19 protein-coding genes are annotated in these 20,392 nt (G+C 71.0%); 8 read left to right on the forward strand and 11 right to left on the reverse strand.

All coding sequences use genetic code 11. The features are described from left to right. Positions 1-2 precede the first annotated feature (2 nt). From B9S64_RS33285 to B9S64_RS33305, 5 genes are all read right to left on the reverse strand, one after another. On the reverse strand, positions 3-1,430 hold the full coding sequence (locus B9S64_RS33285; protein ID WP_103491534.1) for a glycosyltransferase: 1,428 nt from the start codon (positions 1,428-1,430) through the stop codon (positions 3-5). Between the two features lie 211 nt (positions 1,431-1,641). Continuing rightward, positions 1,642-2,019 (reverse strand): fluoride efflux transporter CrcB, encoded by a 378-nt coding sequence (crcB, locus tag B9S64_RS33290; protein WP_103491562.1) that lies wholly within the window; start codon positions 2,017-2,019, stop codon positions 1,642-1,644. Positions 2,020-2,024: 5 nt separating this feature from the next. Next, positions 2,025-2,366, reverse strand: a complete 342-nt coding sequence (locus B9S64_RS33295; protein ID WP_103491535.1) for a DUF190 domain-containing protein — start codon at positions 2,364-2,366, stop codon at positions 2,025-2,027. Beyond that, positions 2,363-2,830, reverse strand: coding sequence for a fluoride efflux transporter CrcB (crcB, locus tag B9S64_RS33300; RefSeq protein WP_103491536.1), 468 nt, complete (start codon positions 2,828-2,830; stop codon positions 2,363-2,365). Before crcB (B9S64_RS33300) ends, B9S64_RS33295 begins: the two co-directional genes overlap by 4 nt. 248 nt (positions 2,831-3,078) lie before the next feature. Next, entirely contained in the window at positions 3,079-4,278 is a 1,200-nt protein-coding gene (locus B9S64_RS33305) for a PP2C family protein-serine/threonine phosphatase (protein ID WP_258317595.1), read from the reverse strand. Positions 4,279-4,641: 363 nt separating this feature from the next. On the opposite strand from B9S64_RS33305, the gene B9S64_RS33310 reads away from it, so the two are divergent. Then, positions 4,642-6,303, forward strand: coding sequence for a ubiquinol-cytochrome c reductase cytochrome b subunit (locus B9S64_RS33310; RefSeq protein WP_103491538.1), 1,662 nt, complete (start codon positions 4,642-4,644; stop codon positions 6,301-6,303). Positions 6,304-6,321: 18 nt separating this feature from the next. Here the strand turns inward: B9S64_RS33310 and B9S64_RS33315 are convergent, their stop codons facing one another. The 5 genes from B9S64_RS33315 to B9S64_RS33335 all read right to left on the reverse strand — a co-directional run bounded on the left by B9S64_RS33315 (position 6,322) and on the right by B9S64_RS33335 (position 12,382). Continuing rightward, entirely contained in the window at positions 6,322-6,711 is a 390-nt protein-coding gene (locus tag B9S64_RS33315; protein ID WP_103491539.1) for a cytochrome c oxidase subunit 4, read from the reverse strand. Then, positions 6,708-8,459, reverse strand: a complete 1,752-nt coding sequence (gene ctaD / locus B9S64_RS33320) for a cytochrome c oxidase subunit I (RefSeq protein WP_258037878.1) — start codon at positions 8,457-8,459, stop codon at positions 6,708-6,710. The genes B9S64_RS33315 and ctaD overlap by 4 nt, the downstream gene beginning before the upstream one ends. A gap of 135 nt (positions 8,460-8,594) precedes the next feature. Continuing rightward, positions 8,595-9,539 (reverse strand): ABC transporter permease, encoded by a 945-nt coding sequence (locus B9S64_RS33325; RefSeq protein ID WP_258037879.1) that lies wholly within the window; start codon positions 9,537-9,539, stop codon positions 8,595-8,597. Continuing rightward, complete coding sequence (locus tag B9S64_RS33330) at positions 9,539-10,579, reverse strand: ATP-binding cassette domain-containing protein (protein ID WP_103491540.1); 1,041 nt, start codon at positions 10,577-10,579, stop codon at positions 9,539-9,541. The genes B9S64_RS33325 and B9S64_RS33330 overlap by 1 nt, the downstream gene beginning before the upstream one ends. 87 nt (positions 10,580-10,666) lie before the next feature. Next, positions 10,667-12,382, reverse strand: a complete 1,716-nt coding sequence (locus B9S64_RS33335) for an MFS transporter (protein WP_103491541.1) — start codon at positions 12,380-12,382, stop codon at positions 10,667-10,669. Between the two features lie 256 nt (positions 12,383-12,638). Here B9S64_RS33335 and B9S64_RS33340 point away from each other — a divergent pair, with 256 nt between their 5' ends. Continuing rightward, positions 12,639-13,841, forward strand: coding sequence for a DUF4190 domain-containing protein (locus B9S64_RS33340; protein WP_103491542.1), 1,203 nt, complete (start codon positions 12,639-12,641; stop codon positions 13,839-13,841). Between the two features lie 95 nt (positions 13,842-13,936). On the opposite strand, the gene B9S64_RS33345 is transcribed toward B9S64_RS33340, so the two are convergent. Next, positions 13,937-14,809: a methylenetetrahydrofolate reductase gene (locus B9S64_RS33345; RefSeq protein ID WP_103491543.1), complete on the reverse strand. Its 873-nt coding sequence runs from the start codon at positions 14,807-14,809 to the stop codon at positions 13,937-13,939. Positions 14,810-15,387: 578 nt separating this feature from the next. On the opposite strand from B9S64_RS33345, the gene B9S64_RS33350 reads away from it, so the two are divergent. The 6 genes from B9S64_RS33350 to B9S64_RS33375 all read left to right on the forward strand — a co-directional run bounded on the left by B9S64_RS33350 (position 15,388) and on the right by B9S64_RS33375 (position 20,392). Beyond that, on the forward strand, positions 15,388-15,627 hold the full coding sequence (locus B9S64_RS33350; protein WP_103491544.1) for a phosphopantetheine-binding protein: 240 nt from the start codon (positions 15,388-15,390) through the stop codon (positions 15,625-15,627). Continuing rightward, positions 15,624-16,475: a siderophore-interacting protein gene (locus tag B9S64_RS33355; protein WP_103491545.1), complete on the forward strand. Its 852-nt coding sequence runs from the start codon at positions 15,624-15,626 to the stop codon at positions 16,473-16,475. The genes B9S64_RS33350 and B9S64_RS33355 overlap by 4 nt, the downstream gene beginning before the upstream one ends. 98 nt (positions 16,476-16,573) lie before the next feature. Continuing rightward, positions 16,574-17,575, forward strand: coding sequence for an ABC transporter substrate-binding protein (locus tag B9S64_RS33360; protein WP_103491546.1), 1,002 nt, complete (start codon positions 16,574-16,576; stop codon positions 17,573-17,575). Beyond that, a complete protein-coding gene (locus B9S64_RS33365; protein ID WP_103491547.1) occupies positions 17,572-18,615 on the forward strand; it encodes an iron ABC transporter permease in 1,044 nt (347 codons plus the stop codon). Before B9S64_RS33360 ends, B9S64_RS33365 begins: the two co-directional genes overlap by 4 nt. 53 nt (positions 18,616-18,668) lie before the next feature. Then, the gene (locus B9S64_RS33370) at positions 18,669-19,610 is read left to right on the forward strand and encodes an iron chelate uptake ABC transporter family permease subunit (RefSeq protein WP_103491565.1); all 942 of its coding nucleotides are present in this window, start codon (positions 18,669-18,671) and stop codon (positions 19,608-19,610) included. Next, the gene (locus B9S64_RS33375; protein WP_103491548.1) at positions 19,607-20,392 is read left to right on the forward strand and encodes an ABC transporter ATP-binding protein; all 786 of its coding nucleotides are present in this window, start codon (positions 19,607-19,609) and stop codon (positions 20,390-20,392) included. The genes B9S64_RS33370 and B9S64_RS33375 overlap by 4 nt, the downstream gene beginning before the upstream one ends.

The following is a 20,392-nucleotide window of genomic DNA, read 5'->3' on the forward strand; positions in this document are numbered from 1 at the left end:
TGTCAGCCGAGGGCGGGGTCGTCCTGCTTCGCCTCCGCAGGAACGTCCGGAACCACGCCCGGGGCGCCCGCCGGCCGCCGGCCGGAATTGATGGCCCAGCGTGCGAGGAGGAAGGAGACCGGGGTGACGAGGACCCCGGCGACAACTGCGGCGACATTCTTGTCCATTCCGAATCGACTGACGGCCACATAGAGAAGCGCGCCGGAGGCCACGAGATTGAAGCCGCTGGACAGCGGATACCGGAGGAACCCGCGCCAGGTCGGACGGGTCCGGCAGGTGACGTAGGAATTGAGCAGGAAAGAACCGACGATGCTGACCGCGTATCCGAGGACATGGGCCGCGAGATACGGAATCCAGCGATTCAAGGTCGCGTAGACGGCCAGGTACACGGCGGTGTTGACGAATCCGATCGCCACGAAGGACGCGAACTGCCGTGACGTCCGGGGCCGGACCGCCGGACGGGCGGCCGACGCGTGCCGTGGGGGAGCGGGTGCCGGCGCGGGGCGGTCGTCCGTCTCCCGGATCACGAAGGAGGGCCGGCGTTTCACCTCGTGGTAGATGCGGCCGACGTACTCACCGATGATCCCCAGGGTGATCAGCTGGATGCCGCCCAGGCCCACCACCGCCATCAGCAGCGTGGCGTACCCGGGGACGGCCGCCCCGTGGAGCGCCACGTCGAAGGCCACCCACCCCGCGTAGACGAGCGCGGAGAGGAAGCACCAGAAGCCCGCGTAGATGGCCAGCCGCAGGGGCCGGTTGTTGAAGGACAGCAGGCCGTCGATGCCGTAGTTGAGCAGACGGCGGCTGCCCCACTTCGAGGTGCCGGCGAGCCGCTGGGCGTTCCGGTAGGTGAAGGTGGCCGTCGTGAAACCGATCCAGGAGAAGATGCCCTTGGAGAACCGGTTGGCCTCCGGGAGCGAGAGGACCGTGTCCACCGCCTGGCGTGACAGCAGCCTGAAGTCCCCGGCGCCGTCCAGTACGTCGACGTCCATGAGACGGCGCACCAGGGCGTAGTAGCCGCGGCTCAGCACGGTGCGCGCCGTGCCTTCCCCCTCGCGGTTCCGCCGGGGCACGACCTGGTCGTACCCGCGCCGGTGGAGTTCGAGCATCCGCGGGATGAGCGCCGGGGGGTGCTGGAGGTCCGCGTCCATGAGGATCACCGCCTGCCCCCGCGACATGCGCAGACCGGCGAGCATCGCCGCCTCCTTGCCGAAGTTCCGGCTGAGCACCGCGTACCTGACGCGCCGGTCCGCGACACCGAGTCCGCCGATGATGTCCCGTGTGCGGTCGGTGCTGCCGTCGTCCACGTAGCAGATCTCGTAGTCGAGACCGCACGGGCCGAGGACCTCGGCGACGGCCGAGTGGAACCTCTCGATGACGGCGGCCTCGTTGAAGCACGGTACGACCACGGAAAGCTGAGGAGTCGCCAAACCAGTCTCCTGACCGAGCACGCCAGAGCGGTGCGGTCCACCGCACGGTGGTGGGGTGGCTGTCCCTGGCGCTGGCAGGTGCCGAATCCCAGGGGCATTCGACCCGTATCGGCGGGCCGAGCGGTGGAATCACACATCTACGCGCCTGCGGATGACCCGTTTGGCCGTGTCGGACGCCCCTGCCGCATCCCCGGTGACACCCCGTCACCCGTCAGGTGAACAGAGCCCCGGCCAGGGCGAAGCCCGCGAAGGCCGCGCCGAGTCCGGCCGCGACGGAACCGGCCACATTGGCGACGGCGAAGGACGCCGCGCCGTCCTCCACCAGGCGCCGCGTCTCGTAGGAGAAGGTGGAGTAGGTGGTCAGCGCCCCGCACAGCCCGGTGCCCAGCAGCAGTTGTACGGTGTGGCCGGCCGCCCCGGACAGGGCGGCACCGGTCAGTACGCCCAGGATCAGGGAGCCGGCCACGTTGACGGTGAAGGTGCCCCAGGGGAAGACGCTGTCGTGCCGGGCCTGCACCGCCCGGTCCGTCAGGTAGCGCAGCGGGGCCCCGACCGCGCCGCCCGCGGCCACCAGCAGGTAGTCGTTCACCGAGGTCACTCCTCCGGGGCGGTGAAGCGGACGGCCCGCACCGGTTCCAGGGTGATCAGGCCCTGGATTCCCAGCTCCTCCAGCTGCGGGAGGAAGGCGTTGACGCGTGTCTCCTCGTCCACCACGACGACCGCCACCGGCAGGTCGTCGGTCATCGACAGCAGCCGGGTGGTGTGCACCGTCTGGCGTCCGCCGAAGCCCTCCACGCCGTGGAAGACGGACGCGCCGCTCAGCCCCGCGGCGTGCGCGCGGTGGACGATCTCGCTCGACAGCGGGCGGTGGTGCCACAGGTCCGTGTCGTCGACCAGCACGGTCAGCCGGAGCGCGGGCAGGGTCGTCCAGGTCATCGCTCACTCCACTTCGCCAGGAACCGGCGCGTGCTCCACGTGCCGATGCTCACCGCGGCCAGCGCGGCCACGAGGGTTGCCGCCAGGTAGACGAGCGCGGTCGCGGCCCGGCCGCCGTGGATCAGCCGCTCGATGTCCACGGTGTAGGTGGAAAAGGTGGTGAAGCCGCCGAGCACACCGGTCCCGAAGAACGGCCGCAGCAGCCGGTGCGCCGACCGGAACTCCGTCACCACGACCAGGAACACCCCGATCACCAGGCATCCGACGGCGTTGACGCACAACGTCGTCCAGGGGAACGTCCCGGTGGCGGTCGGCCACAGCCGGGCGGCCCCGAACCGGGCCAGCGCGCCCAGCGCGCCGCCCGCCGCGATCACACCCAGCACGGCGTGCTGGGAACCCAGGACCCGCTGACGCCGGGAGGGGCCGGAGAATTCCACATCGGGATCTGTGGGCTCGAAGACCATGGGCGGACCGCTCTGTTCTGACGGCACGGCTCTCCCTACGCGTGGATTCCGCTTCCGCGTAGGCGGAAACGCTCTGTCACGAGTAGGGACCGTTGGCGGCGTCCGCCGCGGTTCGGGTACGGCGGGCCCCACCGCCGCGCGGCACGCGTGGCGCCGCAGGACCTCAGTATAACGAGCGGTGCGCCGGGCTCGCGCGCCCGCGGGAACCGGGGGAGGGGGACGACGGGGGCCGGTGCCCGCACGGGCGGTCAGGGTGTGCGCAGCGCGACGATCGCGACGTCGTCGTACTGCTCGTCGTCACTCATCCGGATGAGCAGTTCGTCACGGAAGACCGACAGCGGTTCGCGGGCGAGCGCGGCCGCGTGCTGGCGCAGCCGTGTCAGACCGCGGCCGATGTCCTCACCGGGGCGCTCGATGAGCCCGTCGGTGTAGAGCAGCAGGGTCGAGCCCGAGGGCAGGGACACGCTGGCGTTCTCCCGCCTGATGTCGGGGTCCACACCCAGGACCGGGGCGAGCCCGCCGTCCAGCAGGAGGACCCGGCCGTTCTGCTGGGCGAGCAGGGGCGGCGGATGCCCCGCGTTGCTCCAGTGCAGGCGCCACGGCCTTCCCGGCGGCGTCTCGACGCGGGCGACGACGGCCGTGACGAGCTCGATACGCGTCAGCCCCTGCATCACCTTGTCCAGGCGGCTCATCACACCGGCCGGATGGTCCTCGCTGTCGTAGGCGAGGGCGCGCAGCATGTTGCGCAGCTGCCCCATACGGACCGCCGCCTCCAGGTCGTGACCGACGACGTCCCCGATGGCGAGGATCACCGACTGGTCGGGGAGCCGGAAGGCGTCGTACCAGTCACCACCGACCTCCGCCTCTTCCCGGGCGGGCACGTAGCGGGCGAGGAGCTGGAGGTGGCCGAGTCCGGCGAGGTCGGGCAGGAGCGAGCGCTGGAGCTGCTCGGACGTGTGCTGCTGCAACGCGTACAGACGCGCGTTGTCCAGCGCGAGACCGGCGCGGTGGCCGAGGTCGGCGGCGAGTACCCGCTCCTGTTCGTCGAAGGAGGCGTCCGGGTCACGGCGGATGAAGGTGAGCGCGCCGAGGGTCTGCCGGCGCATCCGCATCGGAACGATGAGCGCCGTCCGGGCGCTCAGCACGCGGTACAGGGCCCGCTGGGCGGCCAGCAGGGCGTCGTCCGGGTCGGACACACCGAAGTCCGTCATCACCATGGGCCCCGCGCCGCGCAGTACCTTCGCCAGAGTGGCGGCCGAGCTGTCCACCTCCGGCAGCAGTCCGCCCGGCAGGATCCGCGGCGACCTGCGCGAGTCCCGCTCGGTGACGGTGAGCCGGCGCAGACCGTCCCCCTCGACGAGATCGACGACGCAGGCGTCGGCCAGACTGGGCACGACCACGCGGGCCAGCCGGCGCAGCGACTCCTTCGCGTCCAGACTTGAGGCCAAGGCCTCACTCGCTTCCGCCAGAAGACGCAAACGGGTGGCGGCGTTCTCCGGTGTAATCTCCACGTTGCCCACCTGTGATCGTTCGGACGTCGTTCGTTCCGTGTGCGGGGGAGCCGTGGGCATTCTCTTCCTTTTGCGGGCTCTTTCCGGGAACCCACGGGGAATGTCCACCGGCATGTCCGCGCGAGGAGCGACACGGGACGTGGTCCCACGCGTCCCGGCGACACGACGCCTGCCCCCGAAGGACGGCCTCGGGGCGACGGCACGCGGGCCGCGCTGCACGATCGGCGCCGTCGCATGCGGTACGGCTTACTTCGCAAGGTCCGAAGTGAGCCGTACCGGCCGACGGGAGCGAGCACACCGATGCCGCTGGCACAGAAGAAGGCGCGCCCGCGGAACACGGCGCGCCGCGCCGCAGAGGAAACGGTGGACGCCGTCGACGCGAGGCTGCCCCTGTCCGAGGCCGGCCGGGCGCTCCTGCGGAAGGCCTTCCCCGACCACTGGTCGTTCCTCCTGGGGGAACTCGCCCTCTACGGCTTCGTCGTCCTGCTGGTGACCGGCGTCTACCTGACGCTGTTCTTCGAGCCGTCGATGACCGAATCGGTGTACCAGGGCTCGTACGAGCCGCTGCGCGGCGTCCGCACCACGCAGGCGTACGCCAGCACCCTGCGCATCAGCTTCGACGTGCGCGGCGGGCTGCTGGTCCGTCAGATCCACCACTGGGCGGCACTGGTGTTCGTGGCCTCGATCGGCGCGCACCTGCTGCGGGTCTTCTTCACCGGCGCGTTCCGCAGACCGCGTGAGGCCAACTGGGCGGTGGGTGTGACGATGTTCCTCCTCGCCCTCCTGGAGGGCTTCGCGGGCTACTCGCTCCCCGACGACCTGCTGTCCGGAACCGGTCTGCGCACGGCGCAGGGAATCATGCTCTCCCTGCCCGTCGTCGGCACCTACCTGAGCTTCTTCGTCTTCGGCGGTGCGTACCCCGGCGACGACATCGTCCCCCGGCTCTACCCGGCGCACATCCTGCTCGTCCCGGGGCTCCTCCTCGCCCTGATCAGCCTGCACCTGCTGCTCATCGTGCGTCTGAAGCACACCCAGTGGGCCAGGCCCGGGAGCACCGGCCGCAACGTGGTCGGCAAGCCGCTCTTCCCGCACTACACGGCGAAGTCGGCCGGTCTGTTCTTCATGGTCTTCGGTGTGCTCGCCGTGCTGGGCGCGCTCGCACAGATCAACCCGGTGTGGAACTACGGCCCCTACCGGACCGACCACGACTCCACCGCCTCCCAGCCGGACTGGTACGTCGGCTTCCTGGAGGGCGCGCTGCGGCTGATGCCCGGTGTGGAGACCAGGCTGTGGGGCCACACCCTGATGTGGAACCCGCTGGTGCCCGGCGTGCTGCTGCCCGGCGCGCTCTTCCTGGTGCTGTACGCCTATCCCTTCTTCGAACGCTGGGTCACCCGGGGCACGGGCGAGCACCATCTGTGCGACCGCCCACGCGACCGGCCGGTCCGCACCGGGCTGGGCGTCGCGGCGCTCACCGCGTACGGGGTGCTGCTGCTCGCCGGCGGCCAGGACGTGATCGCCTTCGTCTTCGACGTGCCCGTGCACGCGCTGACCTGGACGTTCCGTGTCGCGCTCCTCTTGCTGCCCGTGGTGGCCTTCTGGGTGACCAGCCGGCTCTGCCTGGCCCTGCAGGCGTACGAGAGGGACCTCGTGGAGAAGGGGAAGGCGACCGGTGAGGTGGACCAGTCGGTCGAGGGCGGCTACCACCCACTGCACGACCGGCTGCCCGTGGAGAAGCGGTACGTCCTGCTGGCCCGGGACCTGCCCCGGCCCCTGGAGGCGCCGGCCGGCCGGCGGAGCCCGGCCCGCCGACGCCTCACCGCGCGGCTGCGGTCCTCACTCAGCCACTGGTACTACGGCCACCGGGTGCTGCCTCCCGTGACCGAGGAAGAGCACCGGCGGATCGAAGCCGTCCTGGCCGGTCCCGAGCGGGCCTCCGATCCGGGGGACCACACGTCCTGAGACGGCATCCGGCCGCCGTCAGCCCGCGCGGCCGGTGTTCTGGAACACGAAGCCGTACACACCGGGGACCAGTACGCCGACGCCGATCAGGAAGAGCCAGAGCCCGTGGACGACGCCCAGGCCGATCAGGGCGGCGCCCGCCGCGCTGATGACGGGGTAGTAGCTGCGCGCGGGGAAGAACGAACGGGTGCCGCCCTTCTCCCGGACCCGCGCGTCCCTCCGGTCCTCCGGCCGCGGCCCGGTCCGCCCGTGACCCCACCAGAGGTAGGCGGCGATCAGCGCGGACATCAGGAAGGACACCGCGAGCGCCGAGAATCCGGCGGGATCGGACGAGAAGGCCGCGTACACGGCGCAGGTCACCGCGAAGAACCCCGCCACTCCGGTGAACAGCCACGCCTCGCCCTTCACCCCGTCACCTTCCGTCCGGACCCGGCGTCCTGGTCCGTGCGACGGCCGGACGACGCGCCGGGGAGTGAGTCCTCGACCGGCACGTCGGGGTGGTGCAGGTCGAAGGCGGGGGAGTCGCTGCGGATCCGGGGCAGCGCGTGGAAGTTGTGCCGGGGCGGCGGGCACCCGGTCGCCCACTCCAGGGAGCGCCCCCAGCCCCAGGGATCGTCGCAGTTCACCCTCGTGCCGTACCGGTGTGTCCTCCAGACGTTGTACAGGAACGGCAGCGTGGACAGGCCCAGCAGGAACGCTCCGGCCGAGGAGACGGTGTTGAGCGCGGTGAACCCGTCCGAGGCCAGGTAGTCCGCGTACCGCCGGGGCATGCCCTCCTCGCCGAGCCAGTGCTGGACGAGGAAGGTCAGCTGGAAGCCCGTGAACAGGGTCCAGAAGTGCACCTTCCCCAGCCGCTCGTCCAGCATCCGCCCGGTGAACTTGGGCCACCAGAAGTAGAACCCGGCGAATGTCGCGAACACGACCGTGCCGAACAGCACGTAGTGCAGGTGCGCCACGACGAAGTAGCTGTCCGTCAGGTGGAAGTCCAGCGGCGGCGAGGCCACCAGCACCCCGGTCAGCCCGCCGAGCAGGAAGGTGACCAGGAACCCGACGGACCACAGCATCGGCGTCTCGAACGACAGGGAGCCGTGCCACATGGTCCCGATCCAGTTGAAGAACTTCACACCCGTCGGCACCGCGATCAGGAACGACATCAGGGAGAAGAACGGCAGGAGCACCGCGCCGGTGGCGAACATGTGGTGGGCCCACACGGTGGCGGACAGACCGGTGATGGCCATGGTGGCGCCGACGAGACCGACGTACCCGAAGACCGGCTTCCGGCTGAACACCGGGAGGATCTCGCTGACGACCCCGAAGAACGGGAGCGCCACGATGTACACCTCGGGGTGCCCGAAGAACCAGAACAGGTGCTGCCACAGCAGCGCGCCGCCGTTGGCCGCGTCGAAGACGTGCGCCCCGAACTTCCGGTCGGCCTCGAGCGCCAGGAGTGCCGCGGTCAGCACCGGGAACGCCAGCAGCGCCAGGATCGACGTGAAGAGCACGTTCCAGGTGAAGATCGGCATCCGGAACAGGGTCATGCCGGGAGCCCGCAGACAGACGATCGTCGTGATGAAGTTGACCGACCCGAGAATGGTGCTCAGGCCGGAGACCACCAGGCCCATCACCCAGAGGTCCGCCCCGGCCCCCGGGGAGTACACGGCACCGTTCAGCGGCGCGTAGGCGAACCAGCCGAAGGAGGCGGCACCGTTCGAGGTCAGGAAGCCCGAGACGACCAGCAGGCCGCCGAACAGGTAGACCCAGTAGGTGAAGGCGTTCAGCCGGGGGAAGGCGACATCGGGAGCGCCGATCTGCAACGGCATGATCGCGTTGGCGAAACCCGTGAAGGTCGGGGTGGCGAACAGCAGCATCATGATCGTGCCGTGCACCGTGAACAGCTGGTTGTACTGCTCGTGCGAGACGAACTGCATGCCTGGCCGGGCGAGTTCGGCACGCATCGCCATCGCCAGCAGACCGGCGAAGAGGAAGAAGCCGAAGGCGGTGACCAGATACAGGTTGCCGATCACCTTGTGGTCGGTCGTGGACACCGGGTTCAGCAGCTTCAGACCGTGCCCGGCCCGCCGCTCGGTTCCCGCGTCCGCCTCTCCCGTCCCCTTCTCCCGCGTCACTGCCCCCGGTCGCTCGCCCGACGGCGTCATAGGCTCTCCCGATCTGAATCTGCCGCGATCCCTACGGCGGTCGCATTCCAGACCCAGACCCTCGCACCCCCGGTAACCGTCCCGGGGAATTGAGGACGCGTGTCGTCACGGCCGCCCCGCCCGCCCGAGGCGGTCTCAGGACAGGACGCGGCGGCGGAAGTTGCGCAGGCCCAGTCCGAGGAAGAGCACACAGAACCCGAGGAGGACCGGGTAGACCACGTAGAGCGGCAGATGGGACAGGTCGGTGAAACCGGCCCGCATGCCCTCCGTGATGTAGATCAGCGGATTCAGGAGCACGAGTGTCTGCAGCCAGTGGAAGCCGCCGACCTCCACCGGGGCGAGCTTGGTCCATTGGTAGTAGGTGCCGCCGAGGAAGACGAGGGGCAGGACGACGAAGCCGAACATGACCCCGATGTTCCTCGGCTCGAACGTGGTGCCCAGAAGGAGGCCGAGGGAGGTCATCGCGACGCAGGACAGCGGGATGAGCGTGACGACGACCCACCAGTGGACGCTGAACTGCGGATGGACGCCCGGCGCGTGGACCACGGCGGCGATCGGGAACACGATGACCGCGGAGATGAGTCCCTGGGCCGCCCCGGACAGGACCCGTGCCACGGCCACCAGCCAGATGGGGCAGGGTGCCTGGACGCGGTCCTCGATCTCCCGGGTGAAGCCGAACTCCTGGGACATCTGGATGGCGACGGACTGGATGCCCTGGAACATGATGGCGATGGACACGACCCCGGGCACCAGGACGGTGGCGAACGCGGACTCGCCCGCCGTGCCTCCGCCCGATCCGATGCCCTGACCGATGCTGGGGAAGACGTACAGGAAGACGAAGACGAGCAGGAAGGGCTGCATCACGGTGCGGCCGACGAACTCGCCGAAGTTCTTGCGCAGCACGGCCAGATCGCGCCGGATCAGTCCGGCCAGCGCGGACCGGCTGGAGGCGACGGCCGACCGGCCGGGGCGGACCTCGCCCCGGAGCGGGGTCCGGTCGTCACCACCGGGGTGCGGGCGGCCGCCGGCCCCCGTGCCGGCCGACGGGTCGTCGGCGGGAGACGCTCCTGACATGGCCATCAGTCCCGCAACTCCTTTCCGGTGAGGTTGATGAAGACGGTTTCCAGCGTGCTCTCGCTGAGGGACAGGTCGACCAGGTCGAAGTTCCCGGACTCGGCGCTCCGTACGACCTTGGGCAGGAGGCGGTCCGCGCCCTTCACCTGGAGCTCCACGCCGCCGCTGACCAGCCGGGTACGGACGACGCCTTCGATGTCACGCCGCAGCCGTTCGGCGAGTTCTTCCGGGTTCCCGTCGGTGGTGACCGTGACCACGGCGTCCGCGCCCAGGCTCCGCTTGAGCGCCGCGGGGCTGTCCAGCGCCAGGATCCTGCCGTGGTCGATGATCGCCACCCGGTCGCAGAGATGATCGGCCTCCTCCATGTTGTGGGTGGTCAGCAGAATGGTCTGACCGGCCCCGATCAGCTCGTCCAGCACATCCCAGAGGGCGAGCCGGCTCTGCGGGTCGAGTCCCGTGGTGGGTTCGTCCAGGAACAGGACGGCGGGCCGGTGGAAGATCGCCCGTGCCACCAGCAGCCGCTGGGCCATGCCGCCGGACAGCTCGTACACGGAGGAGTCACCCCACCGGCTCAGCTGGAACTGCTCCAGGAGTTCGTCGGCCCGCTCCCGCGACCGGCCCCGGGGGATCCCGAACAGCAGGCCGTGGAAGTACAGGTTCTCCCGGACCGTCAGCGAACGGTCCAGGGTGTTCTGCTGGGTGACCGCCGCGATGACCTGCTTGACCAGGGTCGGCTGGGCGACGACGTCGATCTCCCCGATGTGGGCGGAGCCCGAGGTGGGCACCACACGGGTGGTCAGCATGCCCACCGTGGTCGTCTTCCCGGCGCCGTTGGGACCCAGCAGCCCGAAGATCTCGCCCTTGCGCACCCGTAGATCGACACCGTCGACCGCCGCGATGTCCGTCTTCGCGTAGACCTTCCGCAGCGCGGACGTACGGATGACCACGTCGGCGGAGCCCTCCGGCGGCCCGCCGTCCTCACCGGCGGTGGCGGGGGGTGGTGCCGCGGGGCGGTGCGGGCCGTCAGCCGGCTCGTTCGACGTCATGTCCACCTCCGTCTGTGCCTTCCGCCGGCCGGTTCCGGCGGAGTCCGGCCGGTCGCCCCTCCGGCGCTGTGCCGGGGCGGCGGTTCATCACTTCCCCGCCTTCGCGGGCTCGCCGTGGATGTACCGGCCCCCGCGCAGCAGCGAGGCCAGCGCGGCCACCAGGCACGCCACGATGGCGAAGTCGAAGGCCACGGACAGCCCCTGCTCGAACGGTTCGGAGATCAGGGTCGGGAAGAACGCCCGCCCGGTGAGGTAGTCGGCGTGGCCGGCGGGCAGGTGGGCCAGGGCCTCCGGGCCGAGCAGGCTGCGGATCGGGTTGTATCCCAGGAGCGCCGCGAACAGGACGCCGACGGGCGGCAGGGCCGCGACGCGCGCGGCGTCCGCGGGCGCCACGCCCTGCTCGGTGAGGCCGTGGCCGAGCGTGCCCGGCAGTGAACTCGCCAGGCCGGCGATCATCAGCGAGAAGAAGATGCCGATCGACAGTACGGTGGCCGAGTTCTGGAACGTGGTGCTGATCCCCGCGCCCACACCGCGCTGGTCCGGAGGCAGGCTGTTCATGATCGCCGCACGGTTGGGTGAGGCGAACAGTCCCATGGCCAGCCCGTTGAAGAGCAGGATCAGGGCGAAGAGCGGGTAGGCGAAGTCGGCCGGCAGCTCTTTCAGGGCGACGAAGGTGGCGGCTGCCAGCAGCATGCCGCCGGTCGTGAAGAGCCGGGCGCCGAAGCGGTCGGAGGCCCACCCGGAGAGCGGGCCCGCGATCAGGAACCCGACCGTCAGCGGCAGCATGTAGATGCCGGCCCACAGCGGTGTCTGCTCGAAGTCGTAGCCGTGACGGGGCAGCCAGATCCCCTGGAGCCAGATGATGAGGATGAACATCAGCCCGCCGCGCCCCAGGGAGGCCAGGAGGCTCGCCACGTTCCCCGCCGAGAAGGCACGGATCCGGAACAGCCCGAGACGGAACATCGGCTGGGCGACCCGGTTCTCGATCAGGCAGAAGAGGACCAGCAGCGCCAGCCCGCCGCCGATCGCGGCGAGCACCCAGGGGTTGGTCCATCCCATGGTCCGGCCGCCGTAGGGCTGGATGCCGTACGTGATGCCGGACAGGACAGCGATCAGGCCGACCGCGAAGGTCAGGTTGCCCCACCAGTCGAGCCGGGCCGGGGTACGGACCCCGGTGTCGCGCAGCTTGAGATAGGCCCAGACGGTTCCGAACAGTCCGATCGGGACGGAGACCAGGAACACCAGGTGCCAGTCGAAGGGGCCGAGCAGTCCGCCCAGGACGAGCCCGACGAACGACCCGGCGATTCCCGCGACCTGGTTGAGCCCCAGGGCGAGACCGCGCTGCCGGGGCGGGAAGGCGTCGGTGAGGATGGCGTTCGAGTTCGCCATGAGCATCGCCCCGCCCACGCCCTGGAGCACGCGCATCCCGATCAGCCACAGGGCGCCCGCCGTGCCGTGCGTCCAGGTCACCGACAGCAGTACGGAGAACACCGTGAAGACCGCGAACCCCAGGTTGTACATCCGTACCCGGCCGTACATGTCGCCCAGCCGGCCGAAGCTCACCACGAGGACCGCGGTGACGACCATGTAGCTCATGATCAGCCAGAGGAGCAGACTCGTGTTGCCCGGCCGCAGGGGGTCCACCCCGATGCCGCGGAAGATGTCCGGCAGCGCGATCAGGATGATCGACAGGTTGATCGTCGCGATCAGCACACCCAGCGTGGTGTTCGACAGCGCGATCCACTTGTAGCGCGGGCGCAGGGGGTCCTCGGTGCGGTCGCGCGGTACGACTGCTCTGTGCATGGGACCTTCCCCGCCGCCGGTGGTACTCGACTGCGTACGGGAGCCAAGCTAAGCCCGAGTCCGGCGGTCGGCCAGTTCGAAGGGCGCGGCCGGCCCATGAGGGCGGGCGCGATTGCCGGGGCCCGGCAACGTGACGCCCTGTGAACTGGGGGGTCGCACCCCTGTGATTCCCCGTGGAGGCGGCCGTACGGTCGCCTCGCGAGTGGGGGAGACACGCACGGGCTTCCCCGGTGAACGAGAGAAGTGAGCTGCGCGTATGACGCTTCCGCCCCCCGACCAGGCCCAGCCCCAGCCTCCGGGGCAGCCCCAGCCGCAGGGGCAGCCTCAGCCTCCGGGGCAGCCGCAGGGGCCGCCGCCCTCCTACGGACCGCCCGCCTGGAGCGGGCCGCAGATGGTTCCGGCACCGCCGGTCAGCGGGTTCGCCATCGCCTCGCTCGTCCTCTCCCTCGTCTGTCTGGCGCCGCTGGGACTGGTCTTCGGGATCATCGCGCTGGTCCGGATTCCCCGTCGTGGCGAGCGCGGCAAGGGGCTCGCGGTGGCGGGTGTCGCCGTCTCCGGAACGGTGCTGCTTCTCGCCCTCCTGGCGATGGCCGGGGCACTGCGTTTCACGGTCTGGTCGGCCGGCTCACCGGGCGGGCCGGTCAGGGGCGGCGGCGGGACGAGCGTCTTCGCTCTGGAGACGGGGGACTGCTTCACCCCGGCCACCGAAGTGACGCGGGACAACCAGGGGCCGCTCAGGAACGGCACGGCGGAGCGGCTGCCGTGCGGGGAGCCGCACCGGGGCGAGGTCTACGGCAGCTTCGAGCTGACCGGTCAGGGGACGTTCCCCGGTACGGAAGAGGTCATGAAGACCTCTCGCGACCGGTGCGCGGCGCTTCTCACGGACTACGTGCTGGACTTCACGGCCTACGGCCACCTGCAGACGTACTTCTACTACCCGGACCGGGGCGGATGGGCGCGTGGCGGGCGCACCGTCCTGTGCTGGGCCGGCAGACCGCAGGGGAACCTGGAGGAGTCGATACGCAAGGACGAGAGCGATTTCGAACCGGCCCAGTTCGCGTACGTCTCGGCGTTCCAGCCGTTGATGGAGGCACAGCTACGAGCCCCTCAGCAGGGGCCCGACGAGGACCTGGCCGCGGCGAGCCGTTGGGCCGGGCAGATGGCCGCGGCGTACACGGAGGTGGTCGGGGCGCTCGGGGAAGCCCGGGACGGGCTGCCGGAGGACGTCCGGGCGCAGGCGGGGGAGATCGTGGTGATCTTCGAGGCGGCCGTTCCGGAGTGGGAGCGGGCCGCGCGGGCCGCGGACACCGGTGCGTTCCTGGCGGCGATCGAGCGGGCGGAGGCGGACAACGACGTGATCGCGGGCCTGGACGCCGAGGTACGGACGGGCCTGGGGCTCCCCGCTCCCGAGGACGCCGGGACCGGAGAGGGGGACGGGGCGGGGACGAGGGCGTCGTGAGGCCCGGTGTCCGGCGGCGGGGCGCGGCCCCGGCGCCCCGGCACCACTCGTCTCGGTCCGGGCGCGTACCGGCTGTGCGCCGTGCCGGACGGCGGTCAGACGGGGTTGTCCTCTCTGAACCGGGCGATCCACTCGGCGGTGGCCCGCAGGCCGCCGAACGTATAGAAGTGGATCTTCACCTCGCCGTGGCGGGCCGGGTCGTACCGTTCGGCCAGGGTGCGCAGGAAGGCGTCGGGGCCGGTGGTGCCCATGAGGTTGGTGAGGGACAGCCCGTACTTCTTCGCGATGGAGGCGCTCGTGCCGACGCCGAAGCGGGTGGCGTAGGAGAGCAGACGGCGGACTCCCGCGGGGCCCGGGACGCCTATGCGGACCGGGAGGGTGATGCCCTGGTCGCGGACGTGTTCGAGCCAGCTGAGGACCGGGTCGGGGTCGAAGCCGAACTGGGTGGTGACGTGGCCGGTCAGGCCGTGGGCGGTCAGTGAGGCGACCTTGTCCCGCAGGGCGGACCGGAGGGTGTCGTCGGTGAGGGCCGGGTGGCCTTCCGGGTAGCCGGCGATGCCGACGTGGCGGACGCCGTGTTCCTGGAGCAGGCCGGACTCGATCAGGGCGAGGGCGCTGTCGTAGGGGCCCTGGGGGAGGACGGGATCGCCGGCGACGGTGAAGACGTGGGTGGCGGTCCCGTCGTCCCGGAGCCCGGCGAGGAACTGTGCGAAGTCGGTCCGGGAGGTGAGCCGGCGGGCGGAGACGTGCGGGACGGGGAGGAGGCCGAGGCGTTTCACCGCGCGTGCGGCGTCCAGGCGCATGCGCGTGTCCTCGTTGCCGAGGAAGGTGACGTTGACACGGGTGCCCCGGGGGAGCGTGCCGTCGGCCGCTTCCAGTTCGGGTACGTCCTTGCCGGTCATCTCCAGCGAGAAGTCCTCCAGCAGCGACGTACCGACGGCCGCCGAAGCCGTGTCGAGGGGGTGCATCGTGCTCCTGGTCGAGGGTGGTGCGGTGCGGTCCGTCACGGGAGCCGCGCACCGGCACGGCCCCGCGCGGTCCCCGGGGTGCCCTGGGAGGGTACGCGGACCTCGGAGGCCGGGGCCACCCGCCCCGGCCCGGCGGGGCGGGTGGCCCCGGAAGGGGGGCGTTCCACGACAAACCGGGGAAGGCGCGTCCGGCGGTCCGGCGCCTGCCGTGACGGTGCGCCGGTATGTCGCGCCACGGCGCCAAGTCATGGACGGATGACCGACGTTCGGCCCGCTTTCACGTATTCAGGACCGATAGGTTAGGTTAGCCTTGCCTTGTTGAGGTCGCGGTGGGAGGGGGGAATCATGCCGGCTCGCGATGCGCGGGTCCTGGGCATGGCCGTCGCCACCGTAGGGGCGGCCGGGCGTGACGGCGTCGCGGTACCCAACGGCCCCTGGCGGCCGAAGCGTTCGCCGGCCCCTCCCGTGAGCACCCCGACCGGGCGCGGGCGATCCCGCCCCTCCCCGCGGCGCCGTGACCGCCCTCACCACCGACGTGCCGGCCGCGCCGTCGCGTCCCTTCCCGCAGGAGCCTTCCGATGAACCACACCCTGTCGCCCGAACGCGTCCGCGCCGATGTCGCGGAGCTGCTCGACTGCGACCCCGCGGACATCGCCGCCGACGAGAACCTGGTCGATCTCGGCCTGGACTCGGTGCGCATCATGGTCCTCATCGAGCGCTGGCGCGCCGCCGGGGCCGCCTCGCTGGAGTTCCCCGACCTGGCCGAGCAGCCCGAACTGGCCCACTGGACCGCTCTGCTGACGGACGGTGCGGCATGAGCAAGGTCGATCACCGGCACCGGCACCTGGACCGTATCGCCGAGGTCAGGGCGGGCCGTCACGCCGAGAAGGTGGGCTATCCGATCGGCATCCGCAGGGTCGAGGTCGTACGCACCGCCCCGGTCGGCTCCGGTCTGCTGCGCGTGACGCTGGGCGGGGAGGGCGCCGAGGGGTTCGAGGCGCACGCCCCGGATGAACACGTGAAGCTGATCTTCCCGGAGCCGGACGGCACCTTGCGGCTGCCCGAGCCGAACGGGGCGATGCTGCGCTGGCCGCGGCCGGTGCCCACCTCGCGGGAGTACACCGTGCGCCGGTACGACCCGGCCTCGGGCGAGATCGACATCGACATCGCCTGGCACGAGGGTGGGCTCGCCTCGGACTGGGCCGGCGCGGCGCGGCCGGGGGCCGTCGTGCACGTCGCCGGGCCGCCCGGCGGGCTGATCGTCCCGCCCACCTACGACCGTTACCTCCTCGCGGGGGACATCACGGCCCTGCCCGCGGTCGCGCGCTGGCTGGAGGAGATGCCGAGGACCGCCAGGGGCTGGGCGTTCGTCGAGGTCGCCGACGCCTCGCAGGAGATCGAGCTGTGGGCGCCGGAGGGTGTCGAGGTGCGGTGGCTGCACCGCGGGGACCTGCCGGCGGGCGCCGGTGACGCCCTGGAGCGGGCCGTGACCGCGGTGACCGTGCCCGAGGGGGAGCGGGTGTACGTGTGGGTCGCGGGCGAGGCCGGGCAGATCAAGCCGCTGCGCCGCTGGGTCCGCGACGAACTGCGCCTGGAGAAGGCCGACTACGACATCACCGGCTACTGGAAGCGCGGCGTCGCCGACTTCGACGAGGACGACCACTGACCGGTCGGTGACCGGGCGGACGGGGGCCGGTCCGCGGCTGTACCGCTGAAGATTTTTTGTACTAAGGTAAGCCTTACCTAACTAGCAAGGAGCACCACATGTCCATGCGTAGATCCTCCGGGCTGATCGGCGCCGTGTCGCTGGCACTTGTCCTGGCGGCGTGCGGGTCGTCCGACGAAGGCGGTTCGGGCGACTCCGCCAAGGCCCCCAAGACCCGGGTGTTCACGGCGGACAACGGCAAGATCACCATCCCGGCCGACCCCAAGCGCGTGGTGGCCACCGGCTACGCCGTGCCCGTCATGATCGAGGCCGACGCACCCCTGGTCGGGATCTCGTCGTGGAAGCGCGGCGAGCCGATGATGACGGACGAGGACCTGGCCACCTACAAGAAGCTCACCAAGGTGGCGGGTGAGCAGGCGGCGGAGACCAACTACGAGGCCGTCGCGGAGGCCGAGCCCGACCTCATCGTCATCGGTGTGCCCGCCCCCGTGCTCGGCGACATCGACGTCAAGCGGCTGGAGTCCATAGCCCCGGTCGTGGCGATCGGCCCGACCGTGCCCTCCGCCTGGCGTGAACTCTCCCGCAAGCAGGCCGACGCCGCGGGCGCGCTCGACAAGTTCGACGCCGCGCAGAAGACGTACGAGGCCAAGGCCGCGGAGCTGAAGGCGAAGTACGAGGACGTGCTGCCCCAGCTCAAGCTGGGCCACGTCGGCGCGTACGGCGAGGTCGCCAAGGGCACCTTCCAGCGCGAGTTCGGCGGCTCCTGGGGCACCAACATCGCCGAGGACCTCGGCGCCACGTACTACGGCAAGGTCAAGGAGGCCGGGGAAGGCTCGCGTGCGGTCAGCGAGTACCCCTCCATCGAGGAACTCCCGGCCGCGTTCGGTGAGGCCGACGTCCTGACCTACTCTGTCAACGCCGACGGCAGCGTCCCCGAGGCGGTGCAGTACGTCCTCGACTCGAAGCTGTGGAAGAACCTCCCCGCCGTCAAGGCCGGGAAGAGCTTCCCGCTCCGCTACACCGAGGCCGCGACCTACGGTCAGGCCATGAAGACCCTGGACGCGATCGACGAGTCGTTCGCTCCCCTGCTGAAGCGGTGACCGCCGCGGGCCGCGCGTCCGGACCGGAGGCGACCGGCGGACCGGCCAGGACCAGGCGGGCCTTCTCCCCGCAACTCGGTCTGCTCGTCGGGGGACTGGTGCTGCTCGCGGTCGTGGCCGTGCTCAGCATGGGCGTGGGCGCCCGCCCGGTCCCGCCGACCGAGGTCGTACGCGCACTGCTGGACTACCAGGGAACCGACGACCACGTGATCGTGCGTGACGTACGGCTGCCCCGCTCGCTGCTCGCCGTCGCGGTGGGCGCCGCGCTCGCCGTGGCGGGCGCGCTGATCCAGACGCTGGCCCGCAACCCGCTGGCCGAGCCCGGCATCCTCGGTGTCACCGCGGGTGCCGGATTCGCCATCACGGTCGGCTCGGCGCTCGGGCTCGCCGTCGGACAGGCCGGCGAACTCGGCTTCGCCGTCGTCGGATCCGTCCTCGCGGCGCTGCTGGTCGCCGCCGTCGGACGGCGCTCACCCCTGCGCCTGGTGCTCACCGGCGTGGCCCTGACCGCGGTGCTGAGCGGTGTCGCGCTGGGCATGCGGCTGATGCTCCCCGACGTCTTCGACACCTACCGGTTCTGGTCGGTCGGATCGCTGGCGGCCCGCGAGCAGGCGCCCCTGGCCCTGCCGTTGACCGCGATCGTGGTGTGCCTGCTCGGTGCGCTGCTGCTGAGCCGGGCGCTCAACGCCCTGACGCTGGGCGAGAACGTCGCCCACACGCTGGGCGCGGGCGTGGGCCGGGTGCGGGGCCTCGCGCTGGTACTGATCACGGTGCTCTGCGGGGCGGCGACGGCGGTGGCCGGGCCGATCCTGTTCGTCGGTCTGATCGTCCCCCACCTGGTCCGCAAGCCGGCGGCCGGCTCGGTGCCCTGGCTCATCCTCTACACGATGGTGCTGGGTCCCGTGCTGCTGCTGATCGCCGACATCGGGTCACGGGTGCTGCTGCCCACCGGTGAGGTACCCGTCGGCATCGTGACCGCGTTCCTCGGAGGCCCCATGCTCATCTGGGCCGTCCGCCGCTACGGAGCGGGGTCCCTGTGAACCACACACTCGGCCTCAGGGTCGAACGGCGCACCGCCGTACTGGTCGTCGTCATGGTCGCCCTGATGCTCTGCCTGGCCCTGCTCGGGCTCTGCTACGGGGCGTCCTGGGCCTCCCCGGGCAAGGTCTTCGCCGTACTGACCGGGGCGGAACGCTCCGTGGTGATCTCCGACTGGCGGCTGCCGCGCGTGCTGGCCGGGCTCGTCTTCGGCGCCGCGCTCGGCGTGGCGGGGGCGCTCTTCCAGAACCTCACCCGCAACCCCATGGGCAGCCCCGACGTCATCGGCCTCGACGCGGGCGCCTACACCGGCGCCCTGATCGCCATCACCGTGCTGTCCGGCACGTCCGCGCAACTGGCCACCGGCTCGGTGCTCGGGGGGCTGCTCGTCGCGGCGGCGATCTACCTGCTGGCGTTCGAACGGGGCTTCTCCGGCCTGCGGCTGGTGGTCATCGGTATCGCGGTCAACGCGATGGTGACCGCGATCAACTCGTGGATCGTGCTGCGCGCCGAACTGGAGGTGGCGATCGCCGCCGTCGGCTGGAGCGCGGGATCGCTCAACGGTGTGGGCTGGGGCGACCTGGGCATCCCGTTCGCGATCATCGCCCTGCTGCTGGTCCTCATGACGACACGGGCCCACGCCATGCACCAGGCGTCGCTCGGTGACGCCGTCGCCGCGACCACCGGGGTCGCGCTCAACCGGCTGCGGCTGCTGATGGTGCTGGTCGGCGTCGGCTGCACCGCCACGGTGACCGCGGTGGCCGGACCGATCGCGTTCATCGCCCTGGCGGCCCCCCAGATCGGCCGCAGGCTCGCCGGCGCCGCCGGTGTGCCGCTGCTCCCGGCCGCGCTGACCGGGGCCGTACTGCTCCAAGGCGCCGACCTGCTCGCCCAGATGCTGCTGGCGCCCGTCGCGCTGCCCGTGGGAGTGGTGAGTACCGCGATCGGCGGTTGCTATCTGATCTGGCTGCTGACCAAGGAGGTGAGGCGCGCGTGAGCGCACGCCTGACCGCGCGGGAGATCACCCTGCGCTACGGAGAGCGGGTCGTGTCCACACGGCTCAGCCTCGATGTCCCCGACGGCGCGTTCACCGCCATCGTGGGCCCCAACGCCTGCGGGAAATCCACCCTGCTGCGCGCGCTGGTCCGGCTGCTGCGCCCGGAGAGCGGGCAGGTGGAACTCGACGGCCGTGAGGTCGGCGGCTACGCGTCCAAGGCCCTGGCCAAGCAACTCGGCTTCCTGCCGCAGGATCCGCTGGCCCCCGACGACATCAAGGTCCGCCAGCTCGTCAGCCGGGGCCGCTTCCCCCACCAGTCGCTGCTGGCGCTGTGGTCGGCACAGGACGAGGAGGCCGTCACCGAGGCCATGGCCTCCGCCGGGGTCGCCGACCTGGGTGACCGGCCCGTGCAGGAGCTGTCCGGCGGACAGCGCCAGCGGGTGTGGATGGCCATGGTGCTCGCCCAGCGGACGCCCTACCTGCTGCTCGACGAACCGACGTCGTTCCTGGACATCACCCACCAGTACCAGTTGCTCGGTCTGCTGGCCAGGCTGCGAAACGAGGGCCGCACGGTGATTGCCGTCCTGCACGACATCAACCAGGCCTGCCGGTACGCCGACCACCTGGTCGCCATGCGGGACGGCAGGGTGGTCGCCGAGGGCGTGCCCGGAGACGTCGTGGACGCTGCCCTGATCAAGGACGTCTTCGAGCTGCCGAGCGTCATCGTCCCCGACCCGGTGACCGGCACACCGATGGTCGTCCCCACACTCCAAGGAGAGTAA

The sequence above is a fragment of the Streptomyces sp. SM18 genome (assembly GCF_002910775.2).
Lineage (GTDB): Bacteria > Actinomycetota > Actinomycetes > Streptomycetales > Streptomycetaceae > Streptomyces > Streptomyces halstedii.